Source organism: Picosynechococcus sp. PCC 8807, assembly GCF_001693295.1.
GTDB lineage: Bacteria > Cyanobacteriota > Cyanobacteriia > Cyanobacteriales > MRBY01 > MRBY01.
The window spans coordinates 1,390,443-1,416,596 of record NZ_CP016483.1 but is presented as its reverse complement, the minus strand read 5'-3'; the positions used below and the strand labels follow the sequence as shown (position 1 = coordinate 1,416,596).

The 26,154-nt window shown below is 50.5% G+C and carries 24 protein-coding genes and 1 tRNA gene; 8 read left to right on the top strand and 17 right to left on the bottom strand.

Annotation, left to right across the window (positions count from 1 at the left end; translation table 11 throughout):
• Window positions 1-14: 14 nt before the first annotated feature.
• Entirely contained in the window at window positions 15-2,324 is a 2,310-nt protein-coding gene (locus tag AWQ24_RS06830) for a ribonucleoside-diphosphate reductase subunit alpha (protein WP_083764441.1), read from the bottom strand.
• A gap of 280 nt (window positions 2,325-2,604) precedes the next feature.
• On the opposite strand from AWQ24_RS06830, the gene AWQ24_RS06825 reads away from it, so the two are divergent.
• Window positions 2,605-4,209, top strand: a complete 1,605-nt coding sequence (locus tag AWQ24_RS06825) for a radical SAM protein (protein ID WP_065716358.1) — start codon at window positions 2,605-2,607, stop codon at window positions 4,207-4,209.
• A gap of 6 nt (window positions 4,210-4,215) precedes the next feature.
• Here the strand turns inward: AWQ24_RS06825 and trpC are convergent, their stop codons facing one another.
• Both trpC and AWQ24_RS06815 read right to left on the bottom strand, forming a co-directional pair.
• Window positions 4,216-5,100 (bottom strand): indole-3-glycerol phosphate synthase TrpC, encoded by an 885-nt coding sequence (gene trpC, locus AWQ24_RS06820; protein WP_065717326.1) that lies wholly within the window; start codon window positions 5,098-5,100, stop codon window positions 4,216-4,218.
• A gap of 96 nt (window positions 5,101-5,196) precedes the next feature.
• Entirely contained in the window at window positions 5,197-5,313 is a 117-nt protein-coding gene (locus AWQ24_RS06815) for a photosystem II protein Y (protein WP_012306966.1), read from the bottom strand.
• 204 nt (window positions 5,314-5,517) lie between these two features.
• Between AWQ24_RS06815 and AWQ24_RS06810 the strand changes: the two genes are divergently transcribed.
• From AWQ24_RS06810 to sat, 3 genes are all read left to right on the top strand, one after another.
• On the top strand, window positions 5,518-6,462 hold the full coding sequence (locus AWQ24_RS06810) for a permease (protein ID WP_198161519.1): 945 nt from the start codon (window positions 5,518-5,520) through the stop codon (window positions 6,460-6,462).
• A 514-nt stretch (window positions 6,463-6,976) separates the two neighbouring features.
• The gene (gene dnaG, locus AWQ24_RS06805) at window positions 6,977-8,911 is read left to right on the top strand and encodes a DNA primase (RefSeq protein WP_065716356.1); all 1,935 of its coding nucleotides are present in this window, start codon (window positions 6,977-6,979) and stop codon (window positions 8,909-8,911) included.
• 83 nt (window positions 8,912-8,994) lie between these two features.
• Window positions 8,995-10,161 (top strand): sulfate adenylyltransferase, encoded by a 1,167-nt coding sequence (gene sat, locus AWQ24_RS06800; RefSeq protein ID WP_065716355.1) that lies wholly within the window; start codon window positions 8,995-8,997, stop codon window positions 10,159-10,161.
• Between the two features lie 87 nt (window positions 10,162-10,248).
• On the opposite strand, the gene gyrB is transcribed toward sat, so the two are convergent.
• From gyrB to AWQ24_RS06775, 5 genes are all read right to left on the bottom strand, one after another.
• A complete protein-coding gene (gyrB, locus tag AWQ24_RS06795) occupies window positions 10,249-12,171 on the bottom strand; it encodes a DNA topoisomerase (ATP-hydrolyzing) subunit B (protein WP_065716354.1) in 1,923 nt (640 codons plus the stop codon).
• Between the two features lie 287 nt (window positions 12,172-12,458).
• Window positions 12,459-13,052: a hypothetical protein gene (locus AWQ24_RS06790; protein WP_065716353.1), complete on the bottom strand. Its 594-nt coding sequence runs from the start codon at window positions 13,050-13,052 to the stop codon at window positions 12,459-12,461.
• A 23-nt stretch (window positions 13,053-13,075) separates the two neighbouring features.
• The gene (locus AWQ24_RS06785) at window positions 13,076-14,416 is read right to left on the bottom strand and encodes a DUF4335 domain-containing protein (RefSeq protein ID WP_065716352.1); all 1,341 of its coding nucleotides are present in this window, start codon (window positions 14,414-14,416) and stop codon (window positions 13,076-13,078) included.
• Window positions 14,417-14,425: 9 nt separating this feature from the next.
• Entirely contained in the window at window positions 14,426-15,061 is a 636-nt protein-coding gene (locus AWQ24_RS06780; protein ID WP_012306959.1) for a DUF3038 domain-containing protein, read from the bottom strand.
• A 197-nt stretch (window positions 15,062-15,258) separates the two neighbouring features.
• Window positions 15,259-15,561, bottom strand: a complete 303-nt coding sequence (locus tag AWQ24_RS06775; protein WP_062436565.1) for a DUF2288 domain-containing protein — start codon at window positions 15,559-15,561, stop codon at window positions 15,259-15,261.
• 148 nt (window positions 15,562-15,709) lie between these two features.
• Between AWQ24_RS06775 and AWQ24_RS06770 the strand changes: the two genes are divergently transcribed.
• Window positions 15,710-15,781, top strand: a tRNA-Gln gene (locus AWQ24_RS06770).
• 114 nt (window positions 15,782-15,895) lie between these two features.
• On the opposite strand, the gene AWQ24_RS06765 is transcribed toward AWQ24_RS06770, so the two are convergent.
• The 3 genes from AWQ24_RS06765 to AWQ24_RS06755 form a co-directional block, all read right to left on the bottom strand.
• A complete protein-coding gene (locus AWQ24_RS06765; protein ID WP_065716351.1) occupies window positions 15,896-16,222 on the bottom strand; it encodes a YbjQ family protein in 327 nt (108 codons plus the stop codon).
• A gap of 63 nt (window positions 16,223-16,285) precedes the next feature.
• Window positions 16,286-16,684 carry a TIGR03792 family protein gene (locus AWQ24_RS06760; RefSeq protein WP_065716350.1) on the bottom strand — a complete coding sequence of 133 codons (399 nt, stop codon included), beginning with the start codon at window positions 16,682-16,684 and terminating at the stop codon, window positions 16,286-16,288.
• 37 nt (window positions 16,685-16,721) lie between these two features.
• Window positions 16,722-17,759 (bottom strand): hypothetical protein, encoded by a 1,038-nt coding sequence (locus AWQ24_RS06755; RefSeq protein WP_065716349.1) that lies wholly within the window; start codon window positions 17,757-17,759, stop codon window positions 16,722-16,724.
• 198 nt (window positions 17,760-17,957) lie between these two features.
• Here AWQ24_RS06755 and AWQ24_RS06750 point away from each other — a divergent pair, with 198 nt between their 5' ends.
• Window positions 17,958-18,839: an ABC transporter permease gene (locus AWQ24_RS06750; RefSeq protein WP_065716348.1), complete on the top strand. Its 882-nt coding sequence runs from the start codon at window positions 17,958-17,960 to the stop codon at window positions 18,837-18,839.
• Between the two features lie 68 nt (window positions 18,840-18,907).
• Here the strand turns inward: AWQ24_RS06750 and AWQ24_RS06745 are convergent, their stop codons facing one another.
• Window positions 18,908-20,032, bottom strand: a complete 1,125-nt coding sequence (locus AWQ24_RS06745; protein ID WP_065716347.1) for a TMEM43 family protein — start codon at window positions 20,030-20,032, stop codon at window positions 18,908-18,910.
• A gap of 319 nt (window positions 20,033-20,351) precedes the next feature.
• Between AWQ24_RS06745 and AWQ24_RS06740 the strand changes: the two genes are divergently transcribed.
• Window positions 20,352-21,503 carry an alanine--glyoxylate aminotransferase family protein gene (locus AWQ24_RS06740; protein ID WP_065716346.1) on the top strand — a complete coding sequence of 384 codons (1,152 nt, stop codon included), beginning with the start codon at window positions 20,352-20,354 and terminating at the stop codon, window positions 21,501-21,503.
• A gap of 175 nt (window positions 21,504-21,678) precedes the next feature.
• Entirely contained in the window at window positions 21,679-22,698 is a 1,020-nt protein-coding gene (locus AWQ24_RS06735; protein WP_065716345.1) for a methyltransferase, read from the top strand.
• A 129-nt stretch (window positions 22,699-22,827) separates the two neighbouring features.
• On the opposite strand, the gene AWQ24_RS06730 is transcribed toward AWQ24_RS06735, so the two are convergent.
• The 5 genes from AWQ24_RS06730 to AWQ24_RS16425 all read right to left on the bottom strand — a co-directional run bounded on the left by AWQ24_RS06730 (window position 22,828) and on the right by AWQ24_RS16425 (window position 26,150).
• A complete protein-coding gene (locus tag AWQ24_RS06730; RefSeq protein WP_065716344.1) occupies window positions 22,828-23,769 on the bottom strand; it encodes a DUF1517 domain-containing protein in 942 nt (313 codons plus the stop codon).
• A gap of 84 nt (window positions 23,770-23,853) precedes the next feature.
• Entirely contained in the window at window positions 23,854-24,429 is a 576-nt protein-coding gene (locus AWQ24_RS06725; protein WP_065711662.1) for a hypothetical protein, read from the bottom strand.
• Between the two features lie 5 nt (window positions 24,430-24,434).
• The gene (locus tag AWQ24_RS06720) at window positions 24,435-25,070 is read right to left on the bottom strand and encodes a ParA family protein (RefSeq protein ID WP_065716343.1); all 636 of its coding nucleotides are present in this window, start codon (window positions 25,068-25,070) and stop codon (window positions 24,435-24,437) included.
• A gap of 106 nt (window positions 25,071-25,176) precedes the next feature.
• Window positions 25,177-25,920: a nucleotidyl transferase AbiEii/AbiGii toxin family protein gene (locus tag AWQ24_RS06715; protein WP_065716342.1), complete on the bottom strand. Its 744-nt coding sequence runs from the start codon at window positions 25,918-25,920 to the stop codon at window positions 25,177-25,179.
• Entirely contained in the window at window positions 25,917-26,150 is a 234-nt protein-coding gene (locus AWQ24_RS16425) for a hypothetical protein (protein ID WP_065716341.1), read from the bottom strand. The genes AWQ24_RS06715 and AWQ24_RS16425 overlap by 4 nt, the downstream gene beginning before the upstream one ends.
• Between the last annotated feature and the right edge of the window lie 4 nt (window positions 26,151-26,154).

The following is a 26,154-nucleotide window of genomic DNA, read 5'->3' as shown; positions in this document are numbered from 1 at the left end:
TCGATACAGGTTTTTTAATTCGCGCAGGCAACACACCCTTCTGATCCCTCTTTAAAATCATCTTTTTGTACGGTGCGGATGTAGTAAATTGCCTTGCAACCTTCAGCCCAAGCCAGCATCAAGATTTCAAAAATATCCTTTGCTTTTAAGGCCCGTTCTGGTTCGTTCGGGAAATAAATGCCTTGGTTGAGATTGAAAATCAATTCCATCGAGATGCCCGTATCGATCCACTTTTGCATCGTCGCAACGGCTTTGACCACAAGACGCTGATCCATGCTTTTGTTTTCTTGGTAGAACCAGAAAGATTTACCGATAAACGGTGGGGCAATGGGAACGGTGCCTTTTGCCCATTTGTCATAGAAAAATTTGCTGTAGGTCGGCAAAATACTCGCGCTACAACCTTGCACTAGGGAAGAGGAGGTATTGGGGGCGATCGCCGTAATGTGGCTATTGCGGATCCCGTACTTTCGTACATCTTCACTGAGGCGTTCCCAGCGGTCTACTGCGTGGGCATTTTCCCGATACCAAGTAATCGGTTTCGCGCCAATCAGATGTCCCTTACTCCATTCACTACCCGGAAACCCAGGGTAAGCACCCCGTTCTTGGGCGAGGTTTACAGAGGTGCGGGTGCAGTAGTAGCCAATGTCTTCAAAGAGGCGATCAATGGCCTCAATATTTTTATAGGAAAGCTTATTTTTCGCGAGCCAATCTGCCAAACCCATCGCCCCCACACCAATGGTGCGGTAACGCTGGTTGTGGATGCTGCTGTCTTCAAAGGGAGTGTTGGTAATTTCGATGGTGTTATCAAGGATGCGCACCGCCACTTCGCAGGCATCGGCTAATTCATCAGCTTCAATATTCGCCAAGTTTAAAGAGTCGAGATTGCAGGTGTGGGCGAGCTGACCCGGCACCACATTGGAAAAAGATTCGACGCACAAGTTGACCCCAGGAATGTAGCCCTCGTGTTGGTTCGGGTTAGCGCGGTTGATGGTGTCTTTAAAGGCGATGTAGGGCATCCCAGTTTCGATCTGCGATCGCATAATTTCCTTAAACAGGTGCCGGGCATCGACTTTTTTGTAGAGCTTAATGTCTTGGTCTAGGCTTGCTTCGATTTGACGGTAGGCCGCGTCGAATTTTTCGCCCCAGAGGGCCGCGAGATCAATGCCGAGATTTTCTTTAACTTCGTAGGGATCCACCAAAGTCCACGCTTCTTTGTGTTGTACCCGCCGCATGAACTCATCGGTGACTACCAGTTGGGGAAAGACATCGTAGGCTTTGCGCCGCTGATCCCCGTTTTCGGTCTGCATTTCGAGAAATTCTGGCACATCTAAATGCCACACATCGAGGGAAACAGTAATCGCCCCGGCGCGGCGGCCCCCCTGATTAACGGCGATCGCCGTATCGTTGAGGAGTTTAATCCAAGGAATAACGCCCCCGGAGGCATTGGCCTTGCCCATCACGCGGCTCCCCGTGGCGCGGATCCGACTGACATTACAGCCGACCCCGCCGCCATTTTTCGAGATCCGGGCGGCATTGGTGATTTCGCGGAAAATACTTTCGAGGTTGTCTTCCATGCCAATGATGAAGCAGGAAGAAAGGGAGCCATTGGGAATCCGCAGGTTGGCGAGGATCGGCGTTGCTAAGGAAATCTGCCGCTGGGCGATCGCCTCGTAGAATTTTTTCGCCCACTTGAGCCGATTTTCTGGTTTTTCCGGGAGAGCCAGGAGGAGCGCACAAGTTAAAAAGGCTTCCTGGGGCAGTTCATCATCCAGCAGATAACGCTTTGTCAGTAACACCGCTCCGGCATAATCATAATCCATATCCCAATCGGGATTGATCCAGCCATTGGCAATTTCTAGCTCCGCCGCACTGTATTGTAATAGCCGCTCGTCGTAGGCTTTTGCGGCTACTTTATCTGCCACGAGCTGGGGGTATTGACCATACTGATAACCACGCGCCACGAGGGTATCTTTCCAGAGGCTCCAGATGTGGAGACGCCCAGCCACATAACGCCAGTCCGGTTCTTCGGGACTGCACATCTCCAGGGCACATTGAATTAAATTTTCTTGAATTTCGCGGGTGGTAACCCCATCTTTGAGGCGTGTTTTTAGACCGGCTTCCAGTTCGATGGTGTTGGCTTCTAAATCTTGACAGGCCCACTGCACCACGTTGCGAATTCTGGTGACATCGAGGGGAGCCCGTTTGCCACTCCGTTTGATCACATAGGTCTGGGGTTTCGTCGGTGTTACCGCCCTGGAAGCAGAGTAGGTAGCCGTAGCGCTGGGGGTGCTTCTGGAGAGGGCAGTATCTTGACGGAGATCCATAGGGCAGACGGGATTAATGGGGTGAAGTGACAAAAAAATCCTGTTCAGAGATAGCACCATATTTATGGTGAAAAACAGGAAGCCTGCATATACTAACACTAGATAAGCTTGGGAAACAAATAATTTTTTTACAGAAATTTTCAGTCAATTTAGGGTATCTGCGCTAGGAAACGTTAGGAGAAGATCCGTCATTTTCTGTCCTCTTTGCGGCGATCGCCAATCGCTGAGGGGACTCCCTTACAATGGCAAGGGTACAAAACTTTTTCTGACCCTGACGACTTTGTTTGACCAAGAACGCCTCCTTTTTGATCCTGTAACACCGACGGCCAACGCGATCCCTTTGATTTTTGCCTTTCCGAATACCTACACCGTGGGGATTACGAGCTTGGGCTACCAATTGGTGTGGGCAAAATTTAGCCAACGGCCCGATGTGGATGTGCGTCGTTTATTCACAGATTTAGAGGAAAAACTGCCGTCTCAGCCAGAAATTGTCGGCTTTTCTTTTTCTTGGGAACTGGATTATACAAATCTCTTTAGCTTGTTAGAAAAACTAAAAATTCCGCTGCGGGCAGCCGAGCGTGACGAACAGCATCCCCTTGTGTTTGGGGGTGGGTCGGTATTGAGTGCCAACCCTGAACCCTTTGCGGACTTTTTTGACGTGATCCTCCTGGGAGACGGGGAAAATCTCCTGGATGAATTTATCGATCAATACCAAGGAATGCGCCAAGGCGATCGCCAAAGCAAATTACGTCACCTCGCCCAAACGCCGGGGATCTATGTGCCTAGTCTGTACGAAGTAACTTACCGGGAGCCGACGGGGGAAATCGAAACCATTCGTCCCAAATATCCTGATATTCCTGAAAGTGTTGAAAAGCAAACTTACCGGGGGAATACCCTCTCGGCCTCGATGGTGGTGACGGAAAAAGCCGCCTGGGAAAATATCTACATGGTAGAAGTGGTACGTAGTTGCCCAGAGATGTGCCGCTTTTGCCTCGCTAGCTATGTTACCTTGCCCTTCCGGACGGCCAATTTAGAGCAGTCCTTGATCCCGGCCATTGAGCGGGGCCTTAAAGTTACGGATCGTCTTGGTTTGCTCGGTGCTTCCGTGACCCAACACCCGGAATTTGAACAACTATTAGACTACCTTTCCCAACCCCAATACGCCGATGTGCGTTTGAGTATTGCCTCGGTACGGACGAATACCGTCACAGAAAAACTAGCCCAAACTCTTGCGGCACGGGATACCCGTTCGATCACAATCGCTGTAGAAAGTGGTTCGGAACGGCTCCGGGAAATTGTCAATAAAAAGCTCACCAACGACGAAATTATTACCGCAGCAGTGAACGCAAAAGCAGGCGGCCTCAAGGGGATTAAATTCTATGGCATGGTGGGCATTCCAGGGGAGGAGATGGAAGACGTAGAAGCAACCATTGCGATGATGCAGGCTGTGAAAAAAACAGCCCCAGGCTTGCGCTTAACCCTCGGTTGTAGCACTTTTGTCCCCAAAGCCCATACGCCTTTTCAGTGGTTTGGAGTAAACCCAGCGGCCAAAAAACGGCTGCAATTCCTCCAAAAGCATCTCCGCTCCCAGGGCATGGAGTTCCGGCCAGAAAGCTATAACTGGTCTGTGATTCAGGGGTTGCTTTCCAGGGGCGATCGCCGCCTCTCTAGCCTTTTAGAATTAACCAGGGATTACGGTGATACCCTCGGCAGCTACAGGCGGGCCTTTAAGGAACTGAAAGGCAAAATTCCCCCCCTAGATTTCTATGTGCATCAGGATTGGGCGACAACTCAGGTCTTACCCTGGCAGCACTTGAATACGGCGATCCCCAAGGCCACCATCGAAAAACATTTCCAAACGGCAGCAGTGCCCCTCCAGGTTTAGCCCAATCTAAAATTGAAATAAGTCGGCGATCGCCTTACCAGGATCCGGCTGTTTTACAAGGGATTCGCCGATTAACACTGCCTTGGCCCCGGCTTCCCTGACGAACTGGAGATCCAGGGGCGTATGTAAGCCCGATTCACTGACAACGCGGACACCCTTAGCCTGGAGTTCGGCGCGGCGACTATCCATCAACATGGTGGTTGTTTCTAAATCGACAGAGAAATCTTCTAAATTGCGATTATTGATCCCCACGAGGCTCACCCCCTCAATGGCGAGGACGCGATCAAGTTCCGCGAGGGTATGGACTTCCACCAGGGCGGTCATCCCTAAGCTGCGGATAATTTTGACGAAATAGGCGAGGTCTTGGTCACTGAGGATCGCGGCGATCAAAAGAACCGCATCGGCACCATGGCTGCGGGCCTTAAAGATTTGATAGGGATAAATAATAAATTCTTTGCAGAGCAGGGGCAGATCCACCGCATCGCGCACGAGGCTCAGGTTTTCGAAGCTGCCCTGGAAAAACTTGTTATCGGTGAGGACTGAGAGGCAACTGGCTCCCCCGGCGGCATAACTTTTGGCGATCGCCACAGGGTCAAAATCTTCCCGAATTACCCCCTTACTAGGCGAGGCTTTTTTTACTTCAGCGATGAGGGCTGGCTGGGTCTTCCCATGGACTAAGGCCCCCAGAAAATCTTTTGCAGGCGGCACCGTTGTGACCCGCTGACGTAGCTCTAGCAGAGAAACCTTATCGCGTAGTTGCTCCACTTCTTTTTCTTTATGCCAAACAATTTCTTCCAGGATATGCTGGGGTTTGGCATCGGGCACCGCCACTTGGTACTGCAAGATGCTGACGTTAACGGGACGGCTGGGGTGGAGACGACGGATTTGCACAGTCATAGATTTGCTGGGGATGAAAAAGCAACCCCTAGGGGCTGCTCCTGTCAAAAACAAAGGGTAATTTACGCGAAAAGCAGTAGAGATAAAGACTTATTTCTTCGTTTGCATATTGCGGAGTTGGTTCAGGGCAGCCGCAGCAATGTTAAAGATTGCCCAAGAGCCAGCGATGATTACGGGAGCTAAAACAACAACAACTCGCCAATCCATGGTTTGATTCCTCTCAGTTAAAAAATGATGATAAACAAAGTTTTTCAATTCTATACTAATAACCCATTAAGCTCCTTTTTCCAAGGGTTGCAAGAAGATCCCCAGGGGGGTGTCTGACCGGGGCGATCGCCGCTCAAAATCGAGCAAAAGACCAGGGATCGGTTAGGGTAAATGGAGCAATTTTTCTGGAATTTAGGTGTGGTAATGGTCGCTTTGCAACAGTGGTTTACCCTGATGATCGCCCAATGGCTGATCCTTTGGCCCTGGCTTTTTGTGGGGGTATGTCTCTCGACGGTGGCTTTAATTTTTACGCCCCGTCCCTGGTGGGAAAAAGTCCTTCCCCAAAGCGCCTGGTTACAATTACTGGCTGGTCTTGGCCTCGGCTTTATCTTACCTGTGGGTCAAGTGGGCGGGCTGCCCCTCCTGCGACGGCTCCTGTGGCAATCCGGCTCCTCGGCGGGGGCGATCGCCTTTTGGTTGGGGACTGTTTCCCTGAGTCCCTTTGTGCTCGCTAAATTCTGGCAGCAGCTACCTGGTCGGGGAGGACTTGTGTTGTTCTATGGCAGCCTGAGCCTAGGGATTTTGCTTTTAATTGCCAGTATTTTTGTGGGGGCGCGTCAACAGCGCAGTTACCAACAGGGAGATCTAGACACTTTTTTGTATCCGGCGATCGCCCGTCCCAGTTCCCACCGCATTCCCAATACCCAACCAGAAACCCTGGCGCCACCGAGTAAATTAACCATTCTGCCCACTTCTCGCCGATTTCGATCCCTCATGGCGAGCCAAAACCTTATGCAAGAACTGCTGGAATGGTCGGTTTGGCTCCTGATCGCCTGTGGTGTGATGGCTTGTGGCCAAGTCCTTTTCCCCCTAGAAACATTACTCAGCCACGGTATGACGGGTCTATTTGGCGCGGGGATCTTGTACGCTGTTCAACCGACACAAATGGCGGCGATCGCCGATCTGATCTTAGGGAATAATAGCCCTGGTGTTGCCCTTGGCTTTCTCCTGACTGGGACTTTCTTCAATGGCATCACCCTAATTTTGTTGATTAATGTTGTCCGCTGGCAGGCCTATTTTTATCTCAGTCTGCTTTTGGGGTTGACCCTCCTGGCCCTGGATCTATGGCTGAATTTTTATGTTTTTTAATCTTTTGTAAGTGCCTACTTTTAGTGGCCCAAAGAAAAATCACGTTCCCCCAGATCTCCTAGATTGGGTGATATCGTTAGAGGCAAGAAGCAAAGCGCTTCTCCTGGCAGATTAAACAGCTTAATCTAAACAATAGAAAAAAGAGGTGAAAACGCTGTTCCAAACCACGTCTGTCCATCCATATCCAAAAGCAATAATCCTCACGAACATTCGCTATTTTCCAGAGTGCTGAACAGGGGAGTTTGATCAAGGCTAGTTCTTTGGCAGCTCCAAGATTTTCTGAGATAGATTCGGAAAAGCAAGCTTGAGTATTCGGACTGGATTCTTGTTTTTGTCATGAACTCTCTGTTACACATTCGTTTATCAACTGCACATTCTCTAAGCTCACAGTTTGTGGGCTTTTTTTGTGGGGAGAAAGCCAAGGACAGATCAATTTATTGGTTGTAGCGGCGCACCTGGAGATTTTCTTTTATCTTTAAGGATGCATTCTGTTTAGATTTTTGCGACGTAATCTATGGCCTACCCCTCGATTCATCCTGACACCATCGAAGAAATTCGCACCAAGGTTGATATTGCGGAGGTGGTATCTGATTATGTGGTGCTCAAAAAGCGGGGCAAGGATTTACTGGGGCTTTGTCCGTTCCATGATGAGAAGACCCCCAGTTTTACGGTGAGTCCGACGAAGCAGTTCTATCACTGTTTTGGCTGTGGGGCGGGGGGGAATGCGATCAAGTTTTTGATGGAGATCAATAAGTCTCCCTTTGCCCAGGTGGTGCTGGACTTGGCCCAACGGTATCAAGTTCCAGTCAAAACCCTCGAACCAGAACAGCACCAAGAGATCCAGAGGGAACTGTCCCTGAAGGAGCAGCTCTACGAAATTGTGGCGATCGCCAATGATTTTTATCAATATTCCCTACGGCAACCGGAAGGGCAAACGGCCTTAGCTTATGTCCGCGAGCAACGGCGATTAACGGAAGCAACGATTCAAAACTTCGGCCTGGGCTATGCACCGGGGGGCTGGGATACCCTCTATCACTACCTTGTGGAACAAAAACGCTATCCCATCGAGTTGGTCAAAAAAGCTGGGCTGATTAAACCGCGCCAGTCGGGGAATGGTCATTATGATCAGTTCCGCGATCGCCTGATGATCCCGATCTACGATGTCCAGGGTCGGGCGATCGCCTTTGGCAGCCGCACCCTCACGAACGAAGAACCGAAATATCTCAACTCCCCAGAAACGCCTTTATTTGACAAGAGCCGGACTTTATTTGCCCTCGATCAAGCGAAGGGGGCGATCGCCAAACGAGATGCTGCCGTGGTCGTAGAAGGTTATTTTGATGCGATCGCCCTCCACGCAGCGGGTTTTGAAAATGCGGTGGCTTCCCTCGGTACTGCCTTTACCCAGGGGCAGATTAAACAACTGCTGCGCTACACTGATTCTAAGCAAATTATTTTCAACTTTGACGCAGATAAGGCGGGGATCAAAGCCACCCAACGTACCCTCACAGAAATCGAACCCCTCATTTACAGTGGCCAGGCCCAGGTGCGGATCCTCAATCTCCCTGGAGGGAAGGATGCGGACGAGTTTTTGCAAACAGACCAAGGCCCGGCGCAGTATCAAACGGCCCTTACAACGGCGCCCCTCTGGCTCGATTGGCAACTGGAGCAAATTTTGCTGGGCCAAGATGTCACCCAAGCCGACCAATTCCAAGGGGTGATTAAACAAATGATTCGCCTGATCGCCAAAATTGATCATCCGAGTTTTCGGAGCCACTACATCGCCAAGGCCAGTGAACTCATTAACCACGAAGATTCCCACTACAAAAAACAATTGGAAGCGACCCTCCTAACCCAGGTAAACCGTTTCCGCAAAGCCCAAGCCCGGAATCCAACGGTGACCCCGGAGGTGCAACCAGAGGCGATCGCCCTTTCGTCCCAAACCATTGTCCTCGCCCAGGCCGAAGAATTGCTGCTACGGATCTATCTCCACAGTCCGGCCCAGCGTCACCCCATCGAAGCGCGCCTCGCCGAAAAGGAAGTGATGTTTAGCCTGTCCCACCACCGTTGGCTCTGGCAACAAATCCTTGAAACCTCCCTGGAAATCAAACAAAACCATGTCCATAACCAATTGTTGGGTCGGATGCTCGATATTTTGACCCACCACCCCGAACGGATGCATAGCCTCGGTTCTCTGCTCTACCTCACCGAAACCACCGAAATCGATGTGCGTCGGGCCACCTTAAATATCCATGCGGCGATCGCCACCCTCGAACACGTCAACTGGACCCAGCATCGCCGTTATTGTCAAGAGAAATGGCAAGGCCTCGATCCCCAGCACCCGGATTTTGCCTATTACCTACGGGAATTTGAACAGGCCGACCGCAAACTGAAGGCGATCGCCCAGGAACGGCAATTTTCCCACCTGGAGATCCTCCACTACGAAACATAACTCGCCCCATTCCCACAATGGAAAGAACAGAAACTGATACCATGAGAGCTTGCAGATAGCCATGCTTTTATATCCTAAATTTTATGAGTACCCCATCCGGTCTAATTGCGCCCCACGGTGGCCAATTAATTAACCGCATCGCCTCCGACGCCGAAAAGCAAGAATTCCTCGCCCAAGGCGATCGCCTGCCCCGCATCACCCTCGATGCCCGCGCCCAATCCGACCTCGAAATGATTGCCATCGGTGGCTTCAGTCCCCTCAAGGGTTTTATGGAGCAAAAAGACTACGAACTCGTAGTTGAAGAAATGCACCTCAGCAATGGCCTGCCCTGGTCTGTGCCTGTCACCCTCTCTGTTTCCGAAGAAATTGCTGATCCTCTCAAAGAAGGCAATTGGGTACGCCTCGACGATGCTAATGGTCGCTTTATTGGTGTCCTCGAACTGACCGAAAAATACCACTACAATAAAGCCCACGAAGCGATCAACGTCTACCGCACCGACGAAGAAAAACACCCCGGTGTCAAAGTGGTCTACGAACAGGGTGCCGTAAATCTCGCTGGCCCCGTCTGGTTACTCGAACGAGATGATCACCCCCTTTTCCCCAAATATCAAATTGATCCCGCCGCTTCCCGGGCCGCTTTCCAAGAGCGCGGCTGGAAAACCGTGGTGGGCTTCCAAACTCGAAACCCGATCCACCGCGCCCACGAATACATCATCAAATGTGCCCTCGAAACCGTCGATGGTTTATTCCTCCATCCCCTCGTTGGTGCCACCAAGAGCGATGATATCCCGGCTGATGTGCGGATGCGCTGCTACGAAATTATGCTGGAAAACTATTTCCCCCAGGAGCGCGTGATTTTGGCGATTAATCCTTCGGCGATGCGTTACGCTGGCCCCCGGGAGGCGATCTTCCATGCTCTGATTCGGAAAAACTACGGTTGTACCCACTTCATCGTGGGCCGTGACCATGCTGGTGTTGGCGATTACTACGGCACTTACGACGCCCAAAAGATCTTTGAGGAGTTTGATCCCCAAGCCCTCGGCATCACCCCGATGAAATTTGAACACGCCTTCTTCTGTAAGAAAACAGAACAGATGGCGACCTCGAAAACCAGTCCCAGTGGCCCTGAAGATCGGATCCACCTCTCTGGCACGAAGGTTCGGGAAATGCTCCGTCGTGGAGAATTACCACCGCCACAGTTTTCCCGTCCCCTCGTTGCGGCTGAACTTGCGAAAGCGATGCATGATTAATTGCTGAATTGCTAATTTTTTAAGAAAAAACAAAACCTCCTTTTCGTAATGATGAGGAGGCTTTTTGTCTGGTTTTGAAAATGCCAATTAAATATCGAGATCGTCCATGTTGAGTTTGGGGGCATTCATCTCGATAAATTCTCGCCGGGGGGCAACGCGATCGCCCATCAATACCGTAAAGATTCGATCCGCTTCCGCCGCATCCTCAATTTCAACGCGTTTGAGGGTACGACTTTCTGGGTTCATCGTGGTGTCCCAGAGCTGTTGGGGCATCATTTCCCCCAGACCCTTAAAACGTTGGATATTATATTTCGCGTTATCAGGAAGCTGGCTAATTTGATCTTGCAGTTCGCGATCGCTGTAACAGTAGGCGTGATTTTTACCCCGTTCCAGCTTATAGAGGGGCGGGCAGGCAATATAAATGTAACCCTGATCAACCAATTCCCGCTGATACCGATAGAAGAAGGTTAATAGGAGTGTCCGAATGTGCGCTCCATCCACGTCCGCGTCGGTCATGATCACCACCCGATGGTAACGGAGTTTTTCCGGGTTAAATTCCTCCCCTTTAATCCCTAAGCCCAATGCCGTGATCAGAGACTGAATTTCATTATTTTTATAGATTTTGGCGTCGTCGGTTTTCTCAATATTGAGGATTTTTCCCCGCAACGGCAAAATCGCTTGGAAGGCGCGATCGCGGCCCTGTTTCGCACTACCGCCCGCAGAATCTCCTTCCACTAAATAAATTTCTGTCTTCGCCGGATCTCGTTCACTACAATCGGCTAATTTACCGGGGAGCAAAGAAGACTCTAAAACGGATTTACGGCGCACCAATTCCCGCGCCCGCCGTGCTGCTTCTGCTGCCTTAAAGGCTTGGATTGCCTTTTCTAAAATCGCATCAACAACATTTAAATTAAATTCAAAATATTCCGTTAACACCTCGCCCACAAAGGAATCAACAATCCCCCGCACTTCGGAGTTGCCGAGCTTCGTTTTCGTCTGCCCTTCAAATTCTGGATCGGGCACCTTCACCGAAATTACCGCCGTTAAACCTTCACGAATATTTTCACCCGCTAAATTTGAATCATTATCCTTGAGCTTATTGCGTTTGCGGGCAACGGTATTCATCGTCCGGGTGAGGACACTTTTTAAGCCTTCAAGGTGTGTCCCGCCATCAACGGTGCGAATATTGTTGGCAAAGCCCAGCAGGTTATCGCTATAGGCATCGGTACACCATTGCAAGGCTACTTCTAGCTGGACACCGTTCTTTTCGCCCGTCACGTAAATGATTTCTTCGTGGAGGGGCGATTTTTCGCGGTTCATGTAGGCGACATATTCTTTGATGCCTCCTTCATAAAAATAAGTATTGCTGGCCTGTTTTTCGGAGCGATGATCCGTAAAGACAATTCTGACGCCAGCATTTAGGTATGCTAATTCTCGCAGGCGTCCGGCGAGGGTATTGTAATCAAAAACAGTAGTTTCGGTGAAAATTTTCGCATCGGGCAAAAAACAAACGGATGTTCCCGATAAATGCTGCGGGGCCGGGGCTTCGGTGAGTTCGCCTTGGGGGACGCCCCGTTCGTACCGTTGTTTGTAGGTGGTTTCGTCGCGCCATACGGTAACTTCGACCCATTCGGAGAGGGCATTGACCACAGAAACGCCCACCCCGTGAAGACCACCGGAGACTTTATAGCCGCCTGCGCCAAATTTTCCGCCCGCATGGAGCACGGTCATCACGGTTTCGAGGGCTGATTTTCCGGTACTGGGGTGCACATCAACGGGAATGCCACGCCCATTGTCGGTAACAGTAACGGAGCCATCAACATTAATTTCAACGTTAATTTCTGTACAGTAGCCGGCAAGGGCTTCATCGACGGAGTTATCAACCACTTCATAAACGAGGTGATGTAAGCCACGGGGACCAGTGGTGCCGATGTACATTCCGGGACGTTTGCGGACAGGTTCTAATCCTTCGAGAACCTGGATCTGCTGGGCACTGTAATTACTGGTCATGGACGAACTCCGAATTTTGGGCGTAAAAACTCTGTAGCCTGTTTTTGGGTTAAATCAGGCAAAAATTATACCATAAAAGGCTTCTGGGAGGAGTGGGCTGAATTTGCAGCAAGATTTACCAAGGGGGTGGAGCGGGGATTTTGCGGCCCAAAAAAATATATGGAAATTAAGCAAAAAATAAACTCGGGGCGATCGCCATAAAAAGACTCAATGAAGCGGGAAGAAATTAGTACGTCTATTTCACAATTTTAGCGCAGGGGCGAGGGATCAGAAAAAATGTTTGGGAGCTAGAAGATGTTGAGATGTTGGGGTTGTCCGGCGGCGGCAATGAGGCGATCGCAGCCAGATTTGGGGGCGGCCCAGCGGTAATGACATTCCTTTGGGTTGCCCCAGCAGAGGGCGAGGTAAAATTCACCGTGGCCCACGTCTAATTCCGCCCATTCAGCGAGTCGACTGGCCCGCTCTAGCTCCGTAAAAGTCAAGGGAGAAAGTTGATGATCGACTAACTGCCAGAGGTTTAAGCCAGTGGTGATGTGGTGCCAAAAGTCGAGGACGTTTTGTTTGGCTGCCCGGAGAATTGCTTTGTCGCTGTCGATGGCAATGAGTTGCTGATGAATTTCCGGCAGGCGCAGTTGGCGATCGCCGACGGTGATTTCCCGCCAAACAATGCCGGAAACATGATTTTCCCGTTGGTATTGATGAATCTGTTGGGTAAAGTCCTGACAGGCAAACACTTTTCCCAGTTGGTCTTGATCGAGGGCCATGGTCACGATCGGTACCCCCACCCGCGCATCGGGGGAGAGCAAAAGGCGATCGCCCCGGAGAGTTGCCTTTAACTCTTGGTTGAGGATTTCAATTAAATCTTGGGTGCTGTAGACCATGGCTTTCAGGTGGTCGCTTTCTTCTAACGATAACCTGCCCAGGGACTCACTTCGATCACGCCGTTGGGTTGAAAGACCACATTCACCTGGGTCAACGGTTCCGTGGGCAAGATGGTTTTGCCAGGGACAATGCCCGCCGCCGCTGGTTCGACCAAGGCCGGGAGGGGGGTCTGATCAAGGGCTGTTTTTGCAGCGTTATTATCGGCGACGACAATGGCGATCGCCCCGTCGTTGGTTACCCCTAGGGTATAGGCCAGGGTTTGGGGGATGGTGGCATTTTCTCGGTCAAACTCAGCGGCGATGGTGTCTTTGACCTGTTGGATCAATTGTCGGAGCGTTTCTCCTTCTACTTCGCGGGAGTCAAAATCCAATTCGCTAGAACTTTGAAAGCCATCCCAGGGGCTTACTTCCAGGACATTCCCTGCAAAATTCACCCGAAACTGAGCCATGGCTTGTTCGTTGGCGATCGCCGCTACCTCTGGAGTATGACCCAACTCACCCAAGGCCGTTGTTCCCGTTGTCACCGCAGCACTATCTAAGGGTTGCACCCCCAAAAGACGACCATCGGTTCCCAAGGCCAAGCGATAGGAAGCATTCTCTGTGGTATTGCGCTCCGTCCAGGCCGAGTTCAAAGTGCCATAGAGATAAGCTTGCATTAACTGAAGATCGCGGTCTGTGGCAATGGTGGGTAAGGTTTCACCAAGGCGATCAAAATCAGCTTCCGTCCAGAGGGCTGTATCCGGTAAAGTTGCGCTAGCGAGTTGTTCCGTTTCTTCCCCAGAGCTAACTTGTTCACTGTCGGTACGTGTTGTTTCCGGTGCTGGGACAAAGAATAATGCAAAGGCCGTTAAGGCTAACCCACTGACACCAACCAGGGGTGGCACTGCTCGATCCGCAAAGGATTCTTCTGGTACGCAATGGCGACGACTCAGGGGCGTTAGGGGCAAAACAAAATCCGGGAGGGTCAAACCATCGGCCAGGAATTGATCAATGGCTTCGGTTAAATCAAACAACTCCGCCGTGGTTAGTTCGAGGGTTTCGGCGGCACTGCCATCGGGTTGTTGCCAATGGAGATGATGGGTATAGGTTGCCGTGGCTGTTTCTAAGCGAACTTGGCCTTTTGCCTCGAGGATTTCGGGGGGGCGTTGGAGGCCGCTTAAAATACCCTGGGCATATTCACTCACGGCTTGGACGAGGTGATCAAAGAAAATTTTCCCACCACTGAGCACTTTCTGGGAGGTAGTAAAACGACATTCCACATTGGAAAGAATGGTCAGGGTGTCGAGGAGTTTGCCGCTTCCATCATCGAATCCTTCGAGGGTGAGGGTGCAGTTGGGGAGGTTGTATTGGCGACGAATATTCATGGTAATTGTTTAGCTCACTTCTCCATCAAAGAGGCTGACCCATAGCCGTTGGGTGCCAACGGTGCCCGTGCAAAACAGCAGTTTTTCGAGGAGGGCGATCGCCAGTTCGTTTAAATCTTGTTTTGACTGGTTGTAGAGGGTGACACGGACGCGCCGGGGATTCATCCGACTCCGGAAGTGGGCCCGAAACCGCTCTAGGTATTCCGAAAGGCGGAAATGACTATCTAAGGGGAGATTGCGTTCCCGGAGGTGCTGGGCGGCGGGTAAAAGTTGTCGCAATAAAGCCAGTAAATTCTTGGCGCGATCGCCAATGATCAATACCAACGCCTTTGCTTCTGTGGGGGTCAGGTGGCCGTGGGTATGGGAACGTCGCCAGGGGTTGGTGCGCCGTAATCGCCAGAGGACGACCCGATTCGGGATAATTTCTGTCAATTCTAGTTTTTGGGCAGAGCGCAGCATTAGTTCTGAGCCGCCCAATTCCAGCGCTTCTAGGGCCAAGAGGAGCAGGTCAATTTGCTGTTGTGCCCGGCGCGGGAACACTTTTCCCTCCGGTAACAGATCCGGCAGATTTTGCAACAGGTAGGGTTGTCCTGGGGATACCGATGGGGAACTAGGATTGGGCATTACGCTCACAGAATCATTCATACTCTCAGAAAAACAAGCTTGGTTCGCTGCAAACCCACGACGGGAGATGATTGCTATCTATCGCCAGACCATCAATGAGGCTCAAACCCGATCATACGCGATGATTAGGGGTCTCACACCAGGGTAATGGATTGTTCTCAATCAGTTTACCCCACAAGACCCGTCGTCCCAGCGAAAAAATTCCGGGCGATCACCCCTTAAATTTCTGGGCGGTCACCACTGATCAGCACAAAGGGCTGCACAATTAATGTCGCAAATACGAGGGTCTGGGTTGCTTGGTTCCAGCGTTCTAGTTCTTCTTTTGTGGGCTTACGCACTAGGCCACCGCTCATCCATTTGCCCACTAGGGCCGCATTATCCGTGGCGATCGCCTCTCCCACCTGCAATAAATCCAGGGAAGGGTGTACCACAATCAGCGCATCACGGGCCGCATGGGGCGCGAGGTCATGCCACTCACTATCGCCAAAACTGGACTGGAGTTGTTTAATCAAATCTGACATCAAAAAATAATGAGGTTTAAGGGCAACGGTTAAGGTTTACTGGATTTTTGGGTTTTTGACAATTATCCAGGGCCACCCAAAAAAGATTTGATGAGACTGTTGACGCTTCCGAAAAATTGGTGTTATATTTCTAAAGGCTTAAACGCAATGGGGTGTCGCCAAGCGGTAAGGCATCGGATTTTGGTTCCGACATTCCCAGGTTCGAATCCTGGCACCCCAGTTGAAATTATCGGTTTTGAATAACCCCAAGACTCTCGGGCTTCCAACATTACTAACCCGTTTTAGCACGTTTTGTTTTAGAGAGTTTTGTTTGGGAATTGGCGGGCAGAAATCCCTACCCCAGTTTTACGGCGGTTCCGGTGGCAGTGATCAGCAACAGAACGCCTTTATCGTCGATATTAATTGTGCCTGTGTCCATGCTAATGCCAATCACGGCATCGGCTCCACACTTTTTAGCATTGCTTTCTAGTTCCCGCAGCGCTTCCTGGTGGCCTTTTTCAAAGATTCGCTCGTAACTAGCGGTGCGACCGCCGATCATGTCTCGGATGCCCGCAAAAAAATCCCGTAGGGCGTTGGTGCCATAGACCACTTCAGCGGTGACGACCCCCTGATAACTGGCGATGGTTGCTCCTTCGATGGTGTTGGTGGTGCTTAGAATCATGTTTTTTATGAATATTAATGTGACAAAAATTTAGGGAGGCGATCGCCTCTGTTTCTTTCAATGTCAATTAGTCGTAGAGAGATTGCGGAATTCCTTCTTTTCGAGGATCGGGTAACTTTTGCCCATGGCTTTATCAAAGGCTTTCTCAGCGGCCTCAACTTCCTCTGGGGAAACGACTTTCCGTAGGGCTTGGCTCGACCAAGACACAACAACGGTGAGCTGATCCGGGTGGTCGGCATCTTGCCAAATTTCTTTGCGTACAAAGGCAGGCGATCGCCGATCAATTGGATTCCAGATTTCCAGTTCCTTTGCGATAAATTTTGCTTGGTCGGCTTGGGGTACCGCAAAGGTCAGCCACTCAATCACAGGCCCATCTGTTGGGACTTCAGCAAAACTCAGCTCTTGTCCTAGCCCCAAAAATAATGCAAGTACTAGGGCGATCGCCCCGAACCATCTCCCCATCGGCTCCGCTACTCCTAATTGAAAGTCACCTGCTATTTTACTCTTCTCCTAAAATGCGAATCCGCACACTACTTTCGCCGGAATCATCTAAATCGACTTCTAAAACCTCACCACTCAAGGCATCTAAGGTACCTAACATTGACCGTAAATAGGGATTGCTCGCCCCCGTATCCACATAAAGGCGATCGGCTAATTTTCCTAGGCGCTTCCAGGTGGTAAAGAGCTTCACCACACATTGCTCCATCTGGGTGGCCTGTTTCACCAGATCGGCAGCAGTACCCAGACAATCTAAGCGCAGCGCTTCTTCGAGGGCCATTTCTAGGTCAAGATTCGCCTTGCGGAGGGTTTGCACTTGGGCGGCGGCATCGATATATTTCGCTAAACTTTTCGCCTCACGGGTCATGGCTTTGACGGTGTCAGTGTTGGGAGCTTCACGGATTTCTTCTTGGATCGCTGTGACGTGGGTTTCTGGTAATTTCTCTAGTTCTTTGACTAGAGGGGAAAGAAAACGACTGGGGAGGGCACCGCTGGCGGCCTGTTCTTTAACTTCATCGGGGAGCAGCTCCGAACTCATGCTCGTCCATTCGTCGGCCAACTGTTTTACTTCCCGCCTGGTAATGCGATCGCCTTTTTGGGCGGCATCAGCGACGAGTTTTTGAATTTCGGGGGCCGATTTCGCCGTTTCGACGAAAGCATTTTTACTAAAGTTATTAATGCTGTTGGGGTCTAGTTGGCCCTCGGCGAGGAGAGTATCAGCACTGTTAGCCAGTTCAATGAGGCCATAGGCTTGACTCTTACTAATTTCCCGCTGTTTGAGCCAGTTTAAAAAGCCTGTCCCGCGCCCGTCGCCGCCGCGTTTTTCCCGATCTCGCACGGCCCGCATAATCCGGCCCCGCCAAATGTCCGTTTGCAGGTCAAAGCGATCGCAAATTTGCCAGACCCGCTCGATCTGGGTATCAAATTCCGCGTCGTGGAGTTGATCATCCTCTGGATCGGGCAGCTCCAAGTTAAAGTCAACGTCAGTGGTCAAGGCGGCGGCAAGGTCTGCCGTTGAAATGTCGGTCAAGCTGGTCATAAAGGCGATCGCGTTTAAAAACGACAGGGAGTAAAGGTTTAGCTTTCGTTAAGCCCCACTGATTTTAGAGGGAATTTCCCCACCCGACAAGGCGCGTCCTAACGGCGATGAAAGCCATGATTTGGGGTGAAATACGTTAATCTAGTCCTGAGAAAAGAGCCAAAATCTGCGCCTATTTGGTGACGCGAAACAACCGTTATGAGTCAATCTATCTTTACGCCCAACTCGATTCTGTCCCCCACCGCTAAGGTCAATGTCTCTGAGAGCGATGGCTGGCAGGATTTTTTTCAGGAAACGGTGGCCCTCACCCAACGGCTGGTGATTCAACTGCAACGGCGACCAACCACCCTGATTGCGGGCATTATTCAACCGTTTATGTGGCTGATTTTGTTTGGGGCCTTGTTTTATAAAGCGCCCCAGGGACTGTTTGGCAACGACATCAACTATGCCCAATTTCTCGCCCCAGGGATTATCGTGTTTACGGCCTTTTCAGGAGCATTGAATGCAGGTTTACCCGTGATGTTTGACCGGGAATTTGGCTTTTTAAACCGGCTTTTGGTGGCTCCTTTAGCGACGCGCTATTCCATCGTGGCGGCTTCGACGATTTACATCATGGGCCTGACCTTGATCCAAACGGCGGTGATCGTTGGGGCCAGTGCTTTATTGGGGGCCGGTTTGCCCAGTGCCTTGGGTCTGGGGGCGATCGCCTTAGTGGTTTTCCTCATTGTTTTGGCGGTGACGGCTTTAAGTTTGGGCCTGGCCTTTGCGCTGCCGGGACATATTGAATTGATCGCCGTTATTTTCGTGGTGAATTTACCCCTGCTCTTTGCCAGTACCGCTCTAGCGCCCTTGGATTTTATGGCGAACTGGTTGCAGCTTGTCGCGAGCTTAAACCCTTTGACCTATGCCATTGAGCCGATTCGCTATTTGTATATGCACAGTGATTGGACATTCCAGAGTGTGGTCTTCAGTGCCCCCTGGGGAAATGTAAACTTTGGGGCTGTGCTCGGAATTTTGACGGGCTTTGGGGCGATCGCCTTGGCGACCATTCAACCACTACTCAAACGTCGTTTGGGCTAATTTTTACAAAAAAAAGGAACGATTGCCGTTCCTAAAATCTTGTTGATTTTTACTTGACCAAGGAGAACCTAAGCCAGTTGACCCTTGGTCTTTTTGCGTTTTGTCCAGCGGTAGACAATGAAGCCACAGAGGCCGAGGGCCAGAAAAATCATGACCGGGCTGTGGAGAATAATCGACACAATGATCGTTAACCCAGACAAAATCGCCGCCACAATAAACGTGGCAAACCCTGTGGCGGTGCGGGTTAAATCTCCTAAAAAGGGAATGACATCTAGGACAACACCGAGGGGTTCTACCACCAAATTTAAGCCGATCCACATCAGCAAAAAGCCCCCAAACCGTAGGCCCCAGGTGATCAGCTTGTGTTGGTTTGCCAAGTTGGCGATCGCCTGGTCACGGGTACCGGGAAAGAGTCGATAAAAAGTCACATTTTTCCGGCCTTGGTGGGGCGTGAGTTGGTTACTGCTGCCCAAATCACCGAAGACCGTCGCTTGAATATTTTTGTTTAGGGCTTGATAACTGAGGCGCAGATCACCAATTTCTGGACTGCCGAGGCTACCTGTCCCAAAAAATAAATAACTGCCGTTGAGTTTGTTTTTTGATTCTGCCGGGATCTGGGCCGCCGTTAAATTAACGGGTTGGTTGATGGGAAACTGCAATTGATTTACATCCAGTTGATAATCACCCACCTGGGCCTGGGAAACCCGCAGTTCTTGACTTTCGATGCTTTTGGCTGGATTATTATGGCCCGTTGGATTCTTAAAACGAGAAGAATCATCGGGATTTTCGGCCCACTCCTTGGCGTAGGTATAGGTTGTCGTTTTCGTTTCTGAACCCCCGGCATTTTTCTGGGTGGTAGTGCGGCTATTTTCTTCCCAAGCATACATCTCTGTTTTACGCCGGAGGGCAATGTATTCACCGGGTTCTAAATAGGGGCGATCGCCGAGGGTTTCCGGGCTGCTTAGGTTACCCGTAATTGATACAAAACTATTGGCTTTTACCGTGGCGGTGCCGGTGGCGGGAATTTCCGTGGCTGTGGCCGCAATTTTCGAGAGGTCTACTCGGCCTTCATTCCAGTAGAGCACCCCAAAGGACGCTAAAAAGAGAACGACGCCGAGAAAAATCCCCACAAGCGAATTGCCGAGGCGCTGAAAATACCCCGTTGTTTTTTGTTCAACAAATTGGTCACTCATTGGCTTTGGAACAGTACAAAACATTGCCTTTCTATCCACCTCAGCCGAGGGAAAGCTTTCGGTTAATCGGTGAATTAAGGTGCTTTCAGGATATAACTTGGGCCTCGTTTTTTTGGACTTTGTGATGCTTCTCAATCATCCTTAACGTTTTCCGTTGCTGCTCTGCGAAACTTTTGCTTTTCGTGAACAAATAGACAGCATCTCAGTGGCTTGATCTGGGCGATCGCATAGGATAGGATTTAGCTTTTGCGGAACGTCCCTAGACTTTTGGGGATTAACGGCATTTTCAATCACGGTCTAAGCGAAGGACAAACACACCATGGAAGACAAACATATGCTGATGATTCCCGGCCCGACCCCTGTGCCGGAGCAGGTTTTGCTAGCAATGGCCAAACACCCCATCGGTCACCGGAGCGCCCAGTTTAGCGAAATCATGGCCGAGGTCACCGCGCAACTCAAATGGCTCTTCCAAACTCAGAACGATGTGTATTGCCTCGCCGCTAGCGGTACCGGCGCGATGGAAGCGGGTTTGATCAACTTTATTAATGCGGGCGATAAAGTCCTCGTCGGCGATAACGGCAAATTTGGTGAACGTTGGGCGATCGTCTGTGAAACCTACGGCATGGACGTAGAACGGGTCAAAGCCCCTTGGGGTGAAGCCCTCGATCCTGAAGTTTTCCGCGCCAAACTCGAAGCCGACACCGCCAAAGAAATCAAAGCCATTGTCGTCACCCACTCAGAAACTTCTACTGGCGTCCTTAACGACCTCGAAACCATCAGCCGTTACGTCAAAGCCCACGGGGCCTTGATGATTGTCGATGCGGTGACTAGCCTAGGGGCCTGCAATGTCCCCACCGATGAATGGGGCCTTGATGTGGTCGCCTCCGGTTCCCAGAAAGGCTTTATGATTCCGCCGGGCTTGGGCTTTGTTTCCGTCAGCGATAAAGCTTGGGCGGCCTACGAAAACGCAACAATTCCCCGTTTCTACTTTGATCTCAAGGCTGCGAAAAAGAATTTAGCGAAAAACACCACCCCCTTTACACCACCGGTGAATTTAATCTTTGCGCTCCAGGCAGCCCTGGGGATGATGCAACGGGAAGGCTTAGAGAATATTTTTGCCCGCCACCAACGCTTAACCGATGCCACCCGGGCCGCAGTCAAGGCTTTGGGCCTAAAGACCTTTGCACCCGATGGTAATGCCAGCACAGCGGTGACTGCCGTTGATCCTGCCCCCATTGGCGCAGAAGATATCCGCAAGGCGATGCGCACAAACTTTGATATTGCCCTCGCGGGTGGCCAGGATGATTACAAAGGAAAAATCTTCCGCATTGGTCACCTAGGCTTTGTCCATGACCGAGATGTGATTACGGCGATCGCCGCCCTCGAAGCAACTCTCCAAGGGTTGGGTCACGGTGATTTTGAGTCTGGGGCTGGGGTGAAAGCGGCTGCTGCGGTGTTCCAAAACGCCTAGAACAATTAACTTTCTAAACTTCACACTGAAATTTTCGTCTCTGGTCTGTAGTGCCGGGGGCGGATTTTTTTGCGAGATCCCGTTTCGTGAATAAATCCTACAGGGTGGCTAGGGACAGGGACAGAATTTCTAAAATTGCAGTGATTTCCTTACTTAAATCAGGATTTTTCACGCTATGGAACCGCCAACCCTCCCTCTCCATACCCAGCTGCTCCAAATGGCCTCCGGTTATTGGCTTTCCCAGTGCATTTATGTGGCGGCGAAATTGGCGATCGCCGATCACCTCAAAGCCGGAGAACAACCTTGCCGTGCGTTAGCCCATCTCACCGAAACAGACGAAACGGCTTTGTATCGCATTCTCCGGGCCTTGGCCAGTGTGGGTATTTTCCAAGAAACAGCCCCCCAAACCTTTGCCCTGACACCGCTAGCCGATTTTCTCCGCAGTGATCATCCCCGATCCATGCGAGGTTCTGTGGTGATGTTGGGGGAACCAGAGCATTACGAAGCCTGGAGTAATATTCTCCACAGCGTTAAAACCGGCGAACCTGCCTTTGACCATCGCTATGGCCAGGGGGTGTTTGAATATTTCGGCAATCATCCAGAAGCGGCTGCCATTTTTGAAGAGGCGATGAACAGTTTCTCCAGGAATGAAGAGCCGGAAATTTTGGCCCATTATGATTTTTCGGCTTTCTCAACCATCGTTGATGTGGGTGGGGGCTACGGGGAATTGCTCGGCAGCATTTTGGCGAAATATCCCCAATTACAAGGTATTTTGTTCGATGAAGATTATGTGGTGGATAATGCGGCCCCGACGTTAAACCGCCATGGGGTCGGCGATCGCTGTCAACGGATTGGCGGCAGTTTCTTTAGAACAATTCCGGCAGGGGGCGATGCTTATTTGCTCAAACACATTATTCACGATTGGGGTGATGACCAGGCGATCGCCATTTTGCAAAATTGTCGCGCTGTGCTGCCGGATGGCGGCAAAATCTTGATCTGTGAAGCGGTGGTTCCAGAGGGAAACCAACCTAGTGGTGCAAAAATGCTCGATATCAATATGCTGGTGATGTGTCCCGGTGGAAAAGAACGCACTGCCGCTGAGTTTGAAACCCTGTTGGCGGCGGCGGACTTAAAACTGACGCGCATTGTTAGAACCGCCGAGGAAATTTGCGTCATTGAAGCCTGTAAAGCTTAACAAAACCAATTCACTCAGGAGGATATTTGCCAGGGCAAATTTCTATAAAAATCAAAAAAAATCCCCTGTATTGAGGGGATGCTTTAAATCGCCATGATTTGCGTTGAATTGCTTTAGATTTTGGTCTAGTTATACGAGATTAATGTCGGGGTAATAGGTCAAAATATCGTCAGTGCTCAGGGTGTCACCGATAGCCTGGGGCGTCCATAAAACTTCGAGGGCCAAAAGGCGATCGCCACCAAGGGCGCCAATTTGCCGGATCGCTTGTTCGAGGGATTGGGAATCGGTCACTTTCGGTAAATCCACTTTTCCCATGGCCCCAGCAATGATCGTTACCATGATGTACTCGTTTGGTGTGCCGTCACTTTTGACCAAATCAGCACTTGCACTCTTCCCAGCCACGTCCCGTTCGTTGTCAACGTTACTGAGGGTCTCGGCGGTAAATTTACTCCGCTCGTTCAGGGCCAATTGATTAAACTTGGCTTCGGCAGCATCAACCCCAGCTTCAAGGGATTCGCTCGCACCATAGACCCAATATTCTGGGTGGCGCAACAGGGCCAGAGTCGATTCCTGTAGAACCTTAGCGCGTCCGGCCGGGGTTCCGGTATCAGCGGTGCTCGCCAGGCGATTTAGATCCTGCTGGAGATCCCGTGCTTGGGCCAACAGCCCCACCTGTACTTTCGCCACAGAAATTTTGCTACTGGGGGCGGAGTAACCGAGACTGTCGCCCTCATTCATGCCACCCCCCATCACGTTCTGGAAGGTGCGGACAAGGAAGCCGGCGATCGCCAACATAATGAAAAGACCGAAAATGCCGCTAAAACCACCGAATCCGAAGAAAGGCAGCAGGAAGGGGAACCCAAATCCACCCCCAAATCCGTAGCCATAGCCACCCCCAACGGGAGCCCGTCGTGCTGGGCCAGGGGAAAAACTGCGGCTAGGGGCACTGCGGAAGGAACCGCCACCAATACGTCCTCCACTGCGGGCCGCCCAAGCATTATCCGCTGGGGTAAAGATCAGGGTAAAGGCCAAGATAATGGCGATCGCCCCATAAAAAAACCGTTTAATCATGATTGAGTTGTTAAATGTGCTGCGTAAAAATCCTGAGATCTATTCTATCAAGCCCCAGAATTCCGAGCATTGGCGGTTTTTCCCCTAATCAAACCAACCGATTTCCTCATCGGGGATGCTGGAGGGGGGCTGATCGGGAAATTGCAAATTTGCTTGGTAACTGGCAATGCGGGCCAGTACAAGGGCGCGGTCTTCCTCAACGGTGCGTTCTATGGCGGCTTCTTTTTCCGTCTGTTGCGCTTCGAGGCTCTGGATTTGACCGTATAACTTTTCGACGAGGCCCCGTTGTGCGTCTAATTCTTGTTCGAGCTTTGTCTTTTCAGAAGAATCCGCTTCGAGGGTCTTAATGGTTTTCTCTGCATTGGCGATCGCCTTTTGTTGGGCGGCAATTTTTTCTTCCAGGGCTTTTACTTCCCTCGCCAAGGTTTCCTTCTCCGTGAGCAATGTTTGATCAACAGAATCTGTCGCGACCGTTTCCTGTTGGGCGTAGAGGGTTTCAATGTGGGCCAGTAATTGCGCCTTCGTCATCCGGGAAAGGGCCGTTGGTGAAGGTTTCTCCGGTGTATCATTAACCGCTGTTTCGGGGGCAGCAGCCTTGGTTTTGTCCTGCTTTGCCTCCTGCCGTAACAAGTCCGATAAATTTTGTTTGCTGCTAGCCATAACCGTTAAGTCCAATCTCGTTGCAGTTCATCCGCGACACGACGATAATCCGTTTCCGCATCCTTAGCCTTTTTACCACGCATTTGGGTCATGGGAACGCCTGCGAGGACAGCTTGCTCGTGGGCTTTATAACTGCGCACAAAGGCATGGCACACCGGAATCCCTAACTCAATCAAGGTATTTTGGGCATCAATACTCTCCCGGAGGCTGCGACTATCGACTTTTGTCAAGAGCACTCGGTGACTAATTTCAACGGGATTAATGGCCGTTTGAACCGTTTCAATTAAGGCGCTTAAGTCCATCGGCGCTGGTGGTGTCGGCAAGATCACATAATCCGCAATCCGGAGGACGGTCTTGAGGGCCTGCGATCGCAAGGCTGGGGGGGTATCCACCACGATCAAGTCATAGCCTTTAATGTGTCGGAGATTTTGAAGTAAATCTGGCTGATGTTCTCTACTGACATCCAGTTGCCATTCATCGGGGTTACGGTCTACCCACCAAGAGGCCGATCCCTGGGGGTCGCTATCCACCAAGAGAACCTGCTGTTTTTCGGCAAAAATGGCCGCAAGGTTAACGGCGGTTGTTGTTTTACCAACGCCCCCTTTACCATTCACAACTGCTAAAATCCGCTGGGATGCCACGATAGATTTGTTTTTTGCTTATTAGCCTTGATTTATGGTGAGACATTATAGCGGCTCTGTTCCCACTCCCTAGTAAATGCAACGTTTCTTGAGGGAGCAGTTGCCATCAGAAAGGCGATCGCTCTTCCCAATATGTTCTGGTGGTAGGGGCAAGTTCTAGATCAGCACTGAGCAAATCCAGGCCATCAATCACATCGGGCCAAAAGTCTCGTTTTATTTGAAGACTTTCAAAACATTGCTGGCGATAATCAGGGTTTGTTTGAAAGGATTTAATCGCATCACCCAGGGGACGGAGCACTTCATAGGCATTTTCTGCTTTGGCGATCGCCTCGCGGGAAAGCCCTGTGTGTAACCGTAAAACAGCCAAATCGATTAGATCGCGGGATTCAACGCTTCTATCCATGTAGCGATCAGCATTTGCTAATAATTTACTGGTTAAACAGTCGTTCAAACTCAGACAAGGGACAGGGGACCACGGAGGAAAGCGCGGCTCATCCAGTTCAAAACGGACTTCAGCAATGATTTCTAATTTAATCGGCACTTGATTGATTTCTACCAACAATCGCACGCCATACTGATCAGTGGTTGCTCGTCTAATTGTTAACGAAGAATTTTTATTTAAAAATAAACCTTGGTCCCCTGTCTGATATAAATGGGTACGCAGTTTTTTGTAACCTTGGGAAGTAACAGAGCAGATAAGATCAATGTCTTTACTCCAGCGATATTCTTTCATATCTAAAGCGAGAAGTGTTCCACCACCAAAATAAGCCTGACAATCGAGTAATAATTTTGGATCAAGGGATTTGAGAATTTCTAAAATGTAATTATGGTGGGGGATTTTAAACTTCACAGCTGAGCCTGGAGCCAGGAATGATATTGTCTTGCAAGACGTTGGACAAACTCCAACTCTTCTCCTTGAGGAGGCTGAAAAATATCTTTATAACGCCAACCTCGTTCATACCGTGACAGCATTTGTTGGGGCGTGAATCGATAAACATCTTCTGTTTGCCAGCAAATCGCCTCTAAAAATGGCAAATATTGAGGATGATCAAGATTTTGAGATCGGGTTTCTTTGGCCATAGCT

What these genes read in the sequence shown, in the direction of transcription:
- AWQ24_RS06775 (WP_062436565.1), bottom strand. Translation starts at nt 15,561, where the DNA reads ATGTCAGATTTGATTAAACAACTCCAGTCCAGTTTTGGCGATAGTGAG.
- AWQ24_RS06765 (WP_065716351.1), bottom strand. Translation starts at nt 16,222, where the DNA reads ATGATTCTAAGCACCACCAACACCATCGAAGGAGCAACCATCGCCAGT.
- AWQ24_RS06810 (WP_198161519.1), top strand. Translation starts at nt 5,518, where the DNA reads ATGGTCGCTTTGCAACAGTGGTTTACCCTGATGATCGCCCAATGGCTG.
- AWQ24_RS06760 (WP_065716350.1), bottom strand. Translation starts at nt 16,684, where the DNA reads ATGGGGAGATGGTTCGGGGCGATCGCCCTAGTACTTGCATTATTTTTG.
- AWQ24_RS06730 (WP_065716344.1), bottom strand. Translation starts at nt 23,769, where the DNA reads ATGATTAAACGGTTTTTTTATGGGGCGATCGCCATTATCTTGGCCTTT.
- dnaG (WP_065716356.1), top strand. Translation starts at nt 6,977, where the DNA reads ATGGCCTACCCCTCGATTCATCCTGACACCATCGAAGAAATTCGCACC.
- sat (WP_065716355.1), top strand. Translation starts at nt 8,995, where the DNA reads ATGAGTACCCCATCCGGTCTAATTGCGCCCCACGGTGGCCAATTAATT.
- AWQ24_RS06735 (WP_065716345.1), top strand. Translation starts at nt 21,679, where the DNA reads ATGGAACCGCCAACCCTCCCTCTCCATACCCAGCTGCTCCAAATGGCC.
- AWQ24_RS06790 (WP_065716353.1), bottom strand. Translation starts at nt 13,052, where the DNA reads ATGGTCTACAGCACCCAAGATTTAATTGAAATCCTCAACCAAGAGTTA.
- gyrB (WP_065716354.1), bottom strand. Translation starts at nt 12,171, where the DNA reads ATGACCAGTAATTACAGTGCCCAGCAGATCCAGGTTCTCGAAGGATTA.
- AWQ24_RS16425 (WP_065716341.1), bottom strand. Translation starts at nt 26,150, where the DNA reads ATGGCCAAAGAAACCCGATCTCAAAATCTTGATCATCCTCAATATTTG.
- AWQ24_RS06740 (WP_065716346.1), top strand. Translation starts at nt 20,352, where the DNA reads ATGGAAGACAAACATATGCTGATGATTCCCGGCCCGACCCCTGTGCCG.
- AWQ24_RS06830 (WP_083764441.1), bottom strand. Translation starts at nt 2,324, where the DNA reads ATGGATCTCCGTCAAGATACTGCCCTCTCCAGAAGCACCCCCAGCGCT.
- AWQ24_RS06725 (WP_065711662.1), bottom strand. Translation starts at nt 24,429, where the DNA reads ATGGCTAGCAGCAAACAAAATTTATCGGACTTGTTACGGCAGGAGGCA.
- AWQ24_RS06745 (WP_065716347.1), bottom strand. Translation starts at nt 20,032, where the DNA reads ATGAGTGACCAATTTGTTGAACAAAAAACAACGGGGTATTTTCAGCGC.
- AWQ24_RS06755 (WP_065716349.1), bottom strand. Translation starts at nt 17,759, where the DNA reads ATGACCAGCTTGACCGACATTTCAACGGCAGACCTTGCCGCCGCCTTG.
- AWQ24_RS06780 (WP_012306959.1), bottom strand. Translation starts at nt 15,061, where the DNA reads ATGAATGATTCTGTGAGCGTAATGCCCAATCCTAGTTCCCCATCGGTA.
- AWQ24_RS06815 (WP_012306966.1), bottom strand. Translation starts at nt 5,313, where the DNA reads ATGGATTGGCGAGTTGTTGTTGTTTTAGCTCCCGTAATCATCGCTGGC.
- AWQ24_RS06785 (WP_065716352.1), bottom strand. Translation starts at nt 14,416, where the DNA reads ATGAATATTCGTCGCCAATACAACCTCCCCAACTGCACCCTCACCCTC.
- AWQ24_RS06750 (WP_065716348.1), top strand. Translation starts at nt 17,958, where the DNA reads ATGAGTCAATCTATCTTTACGCCCAACTCGATTCTGTCCCCCACCGCT.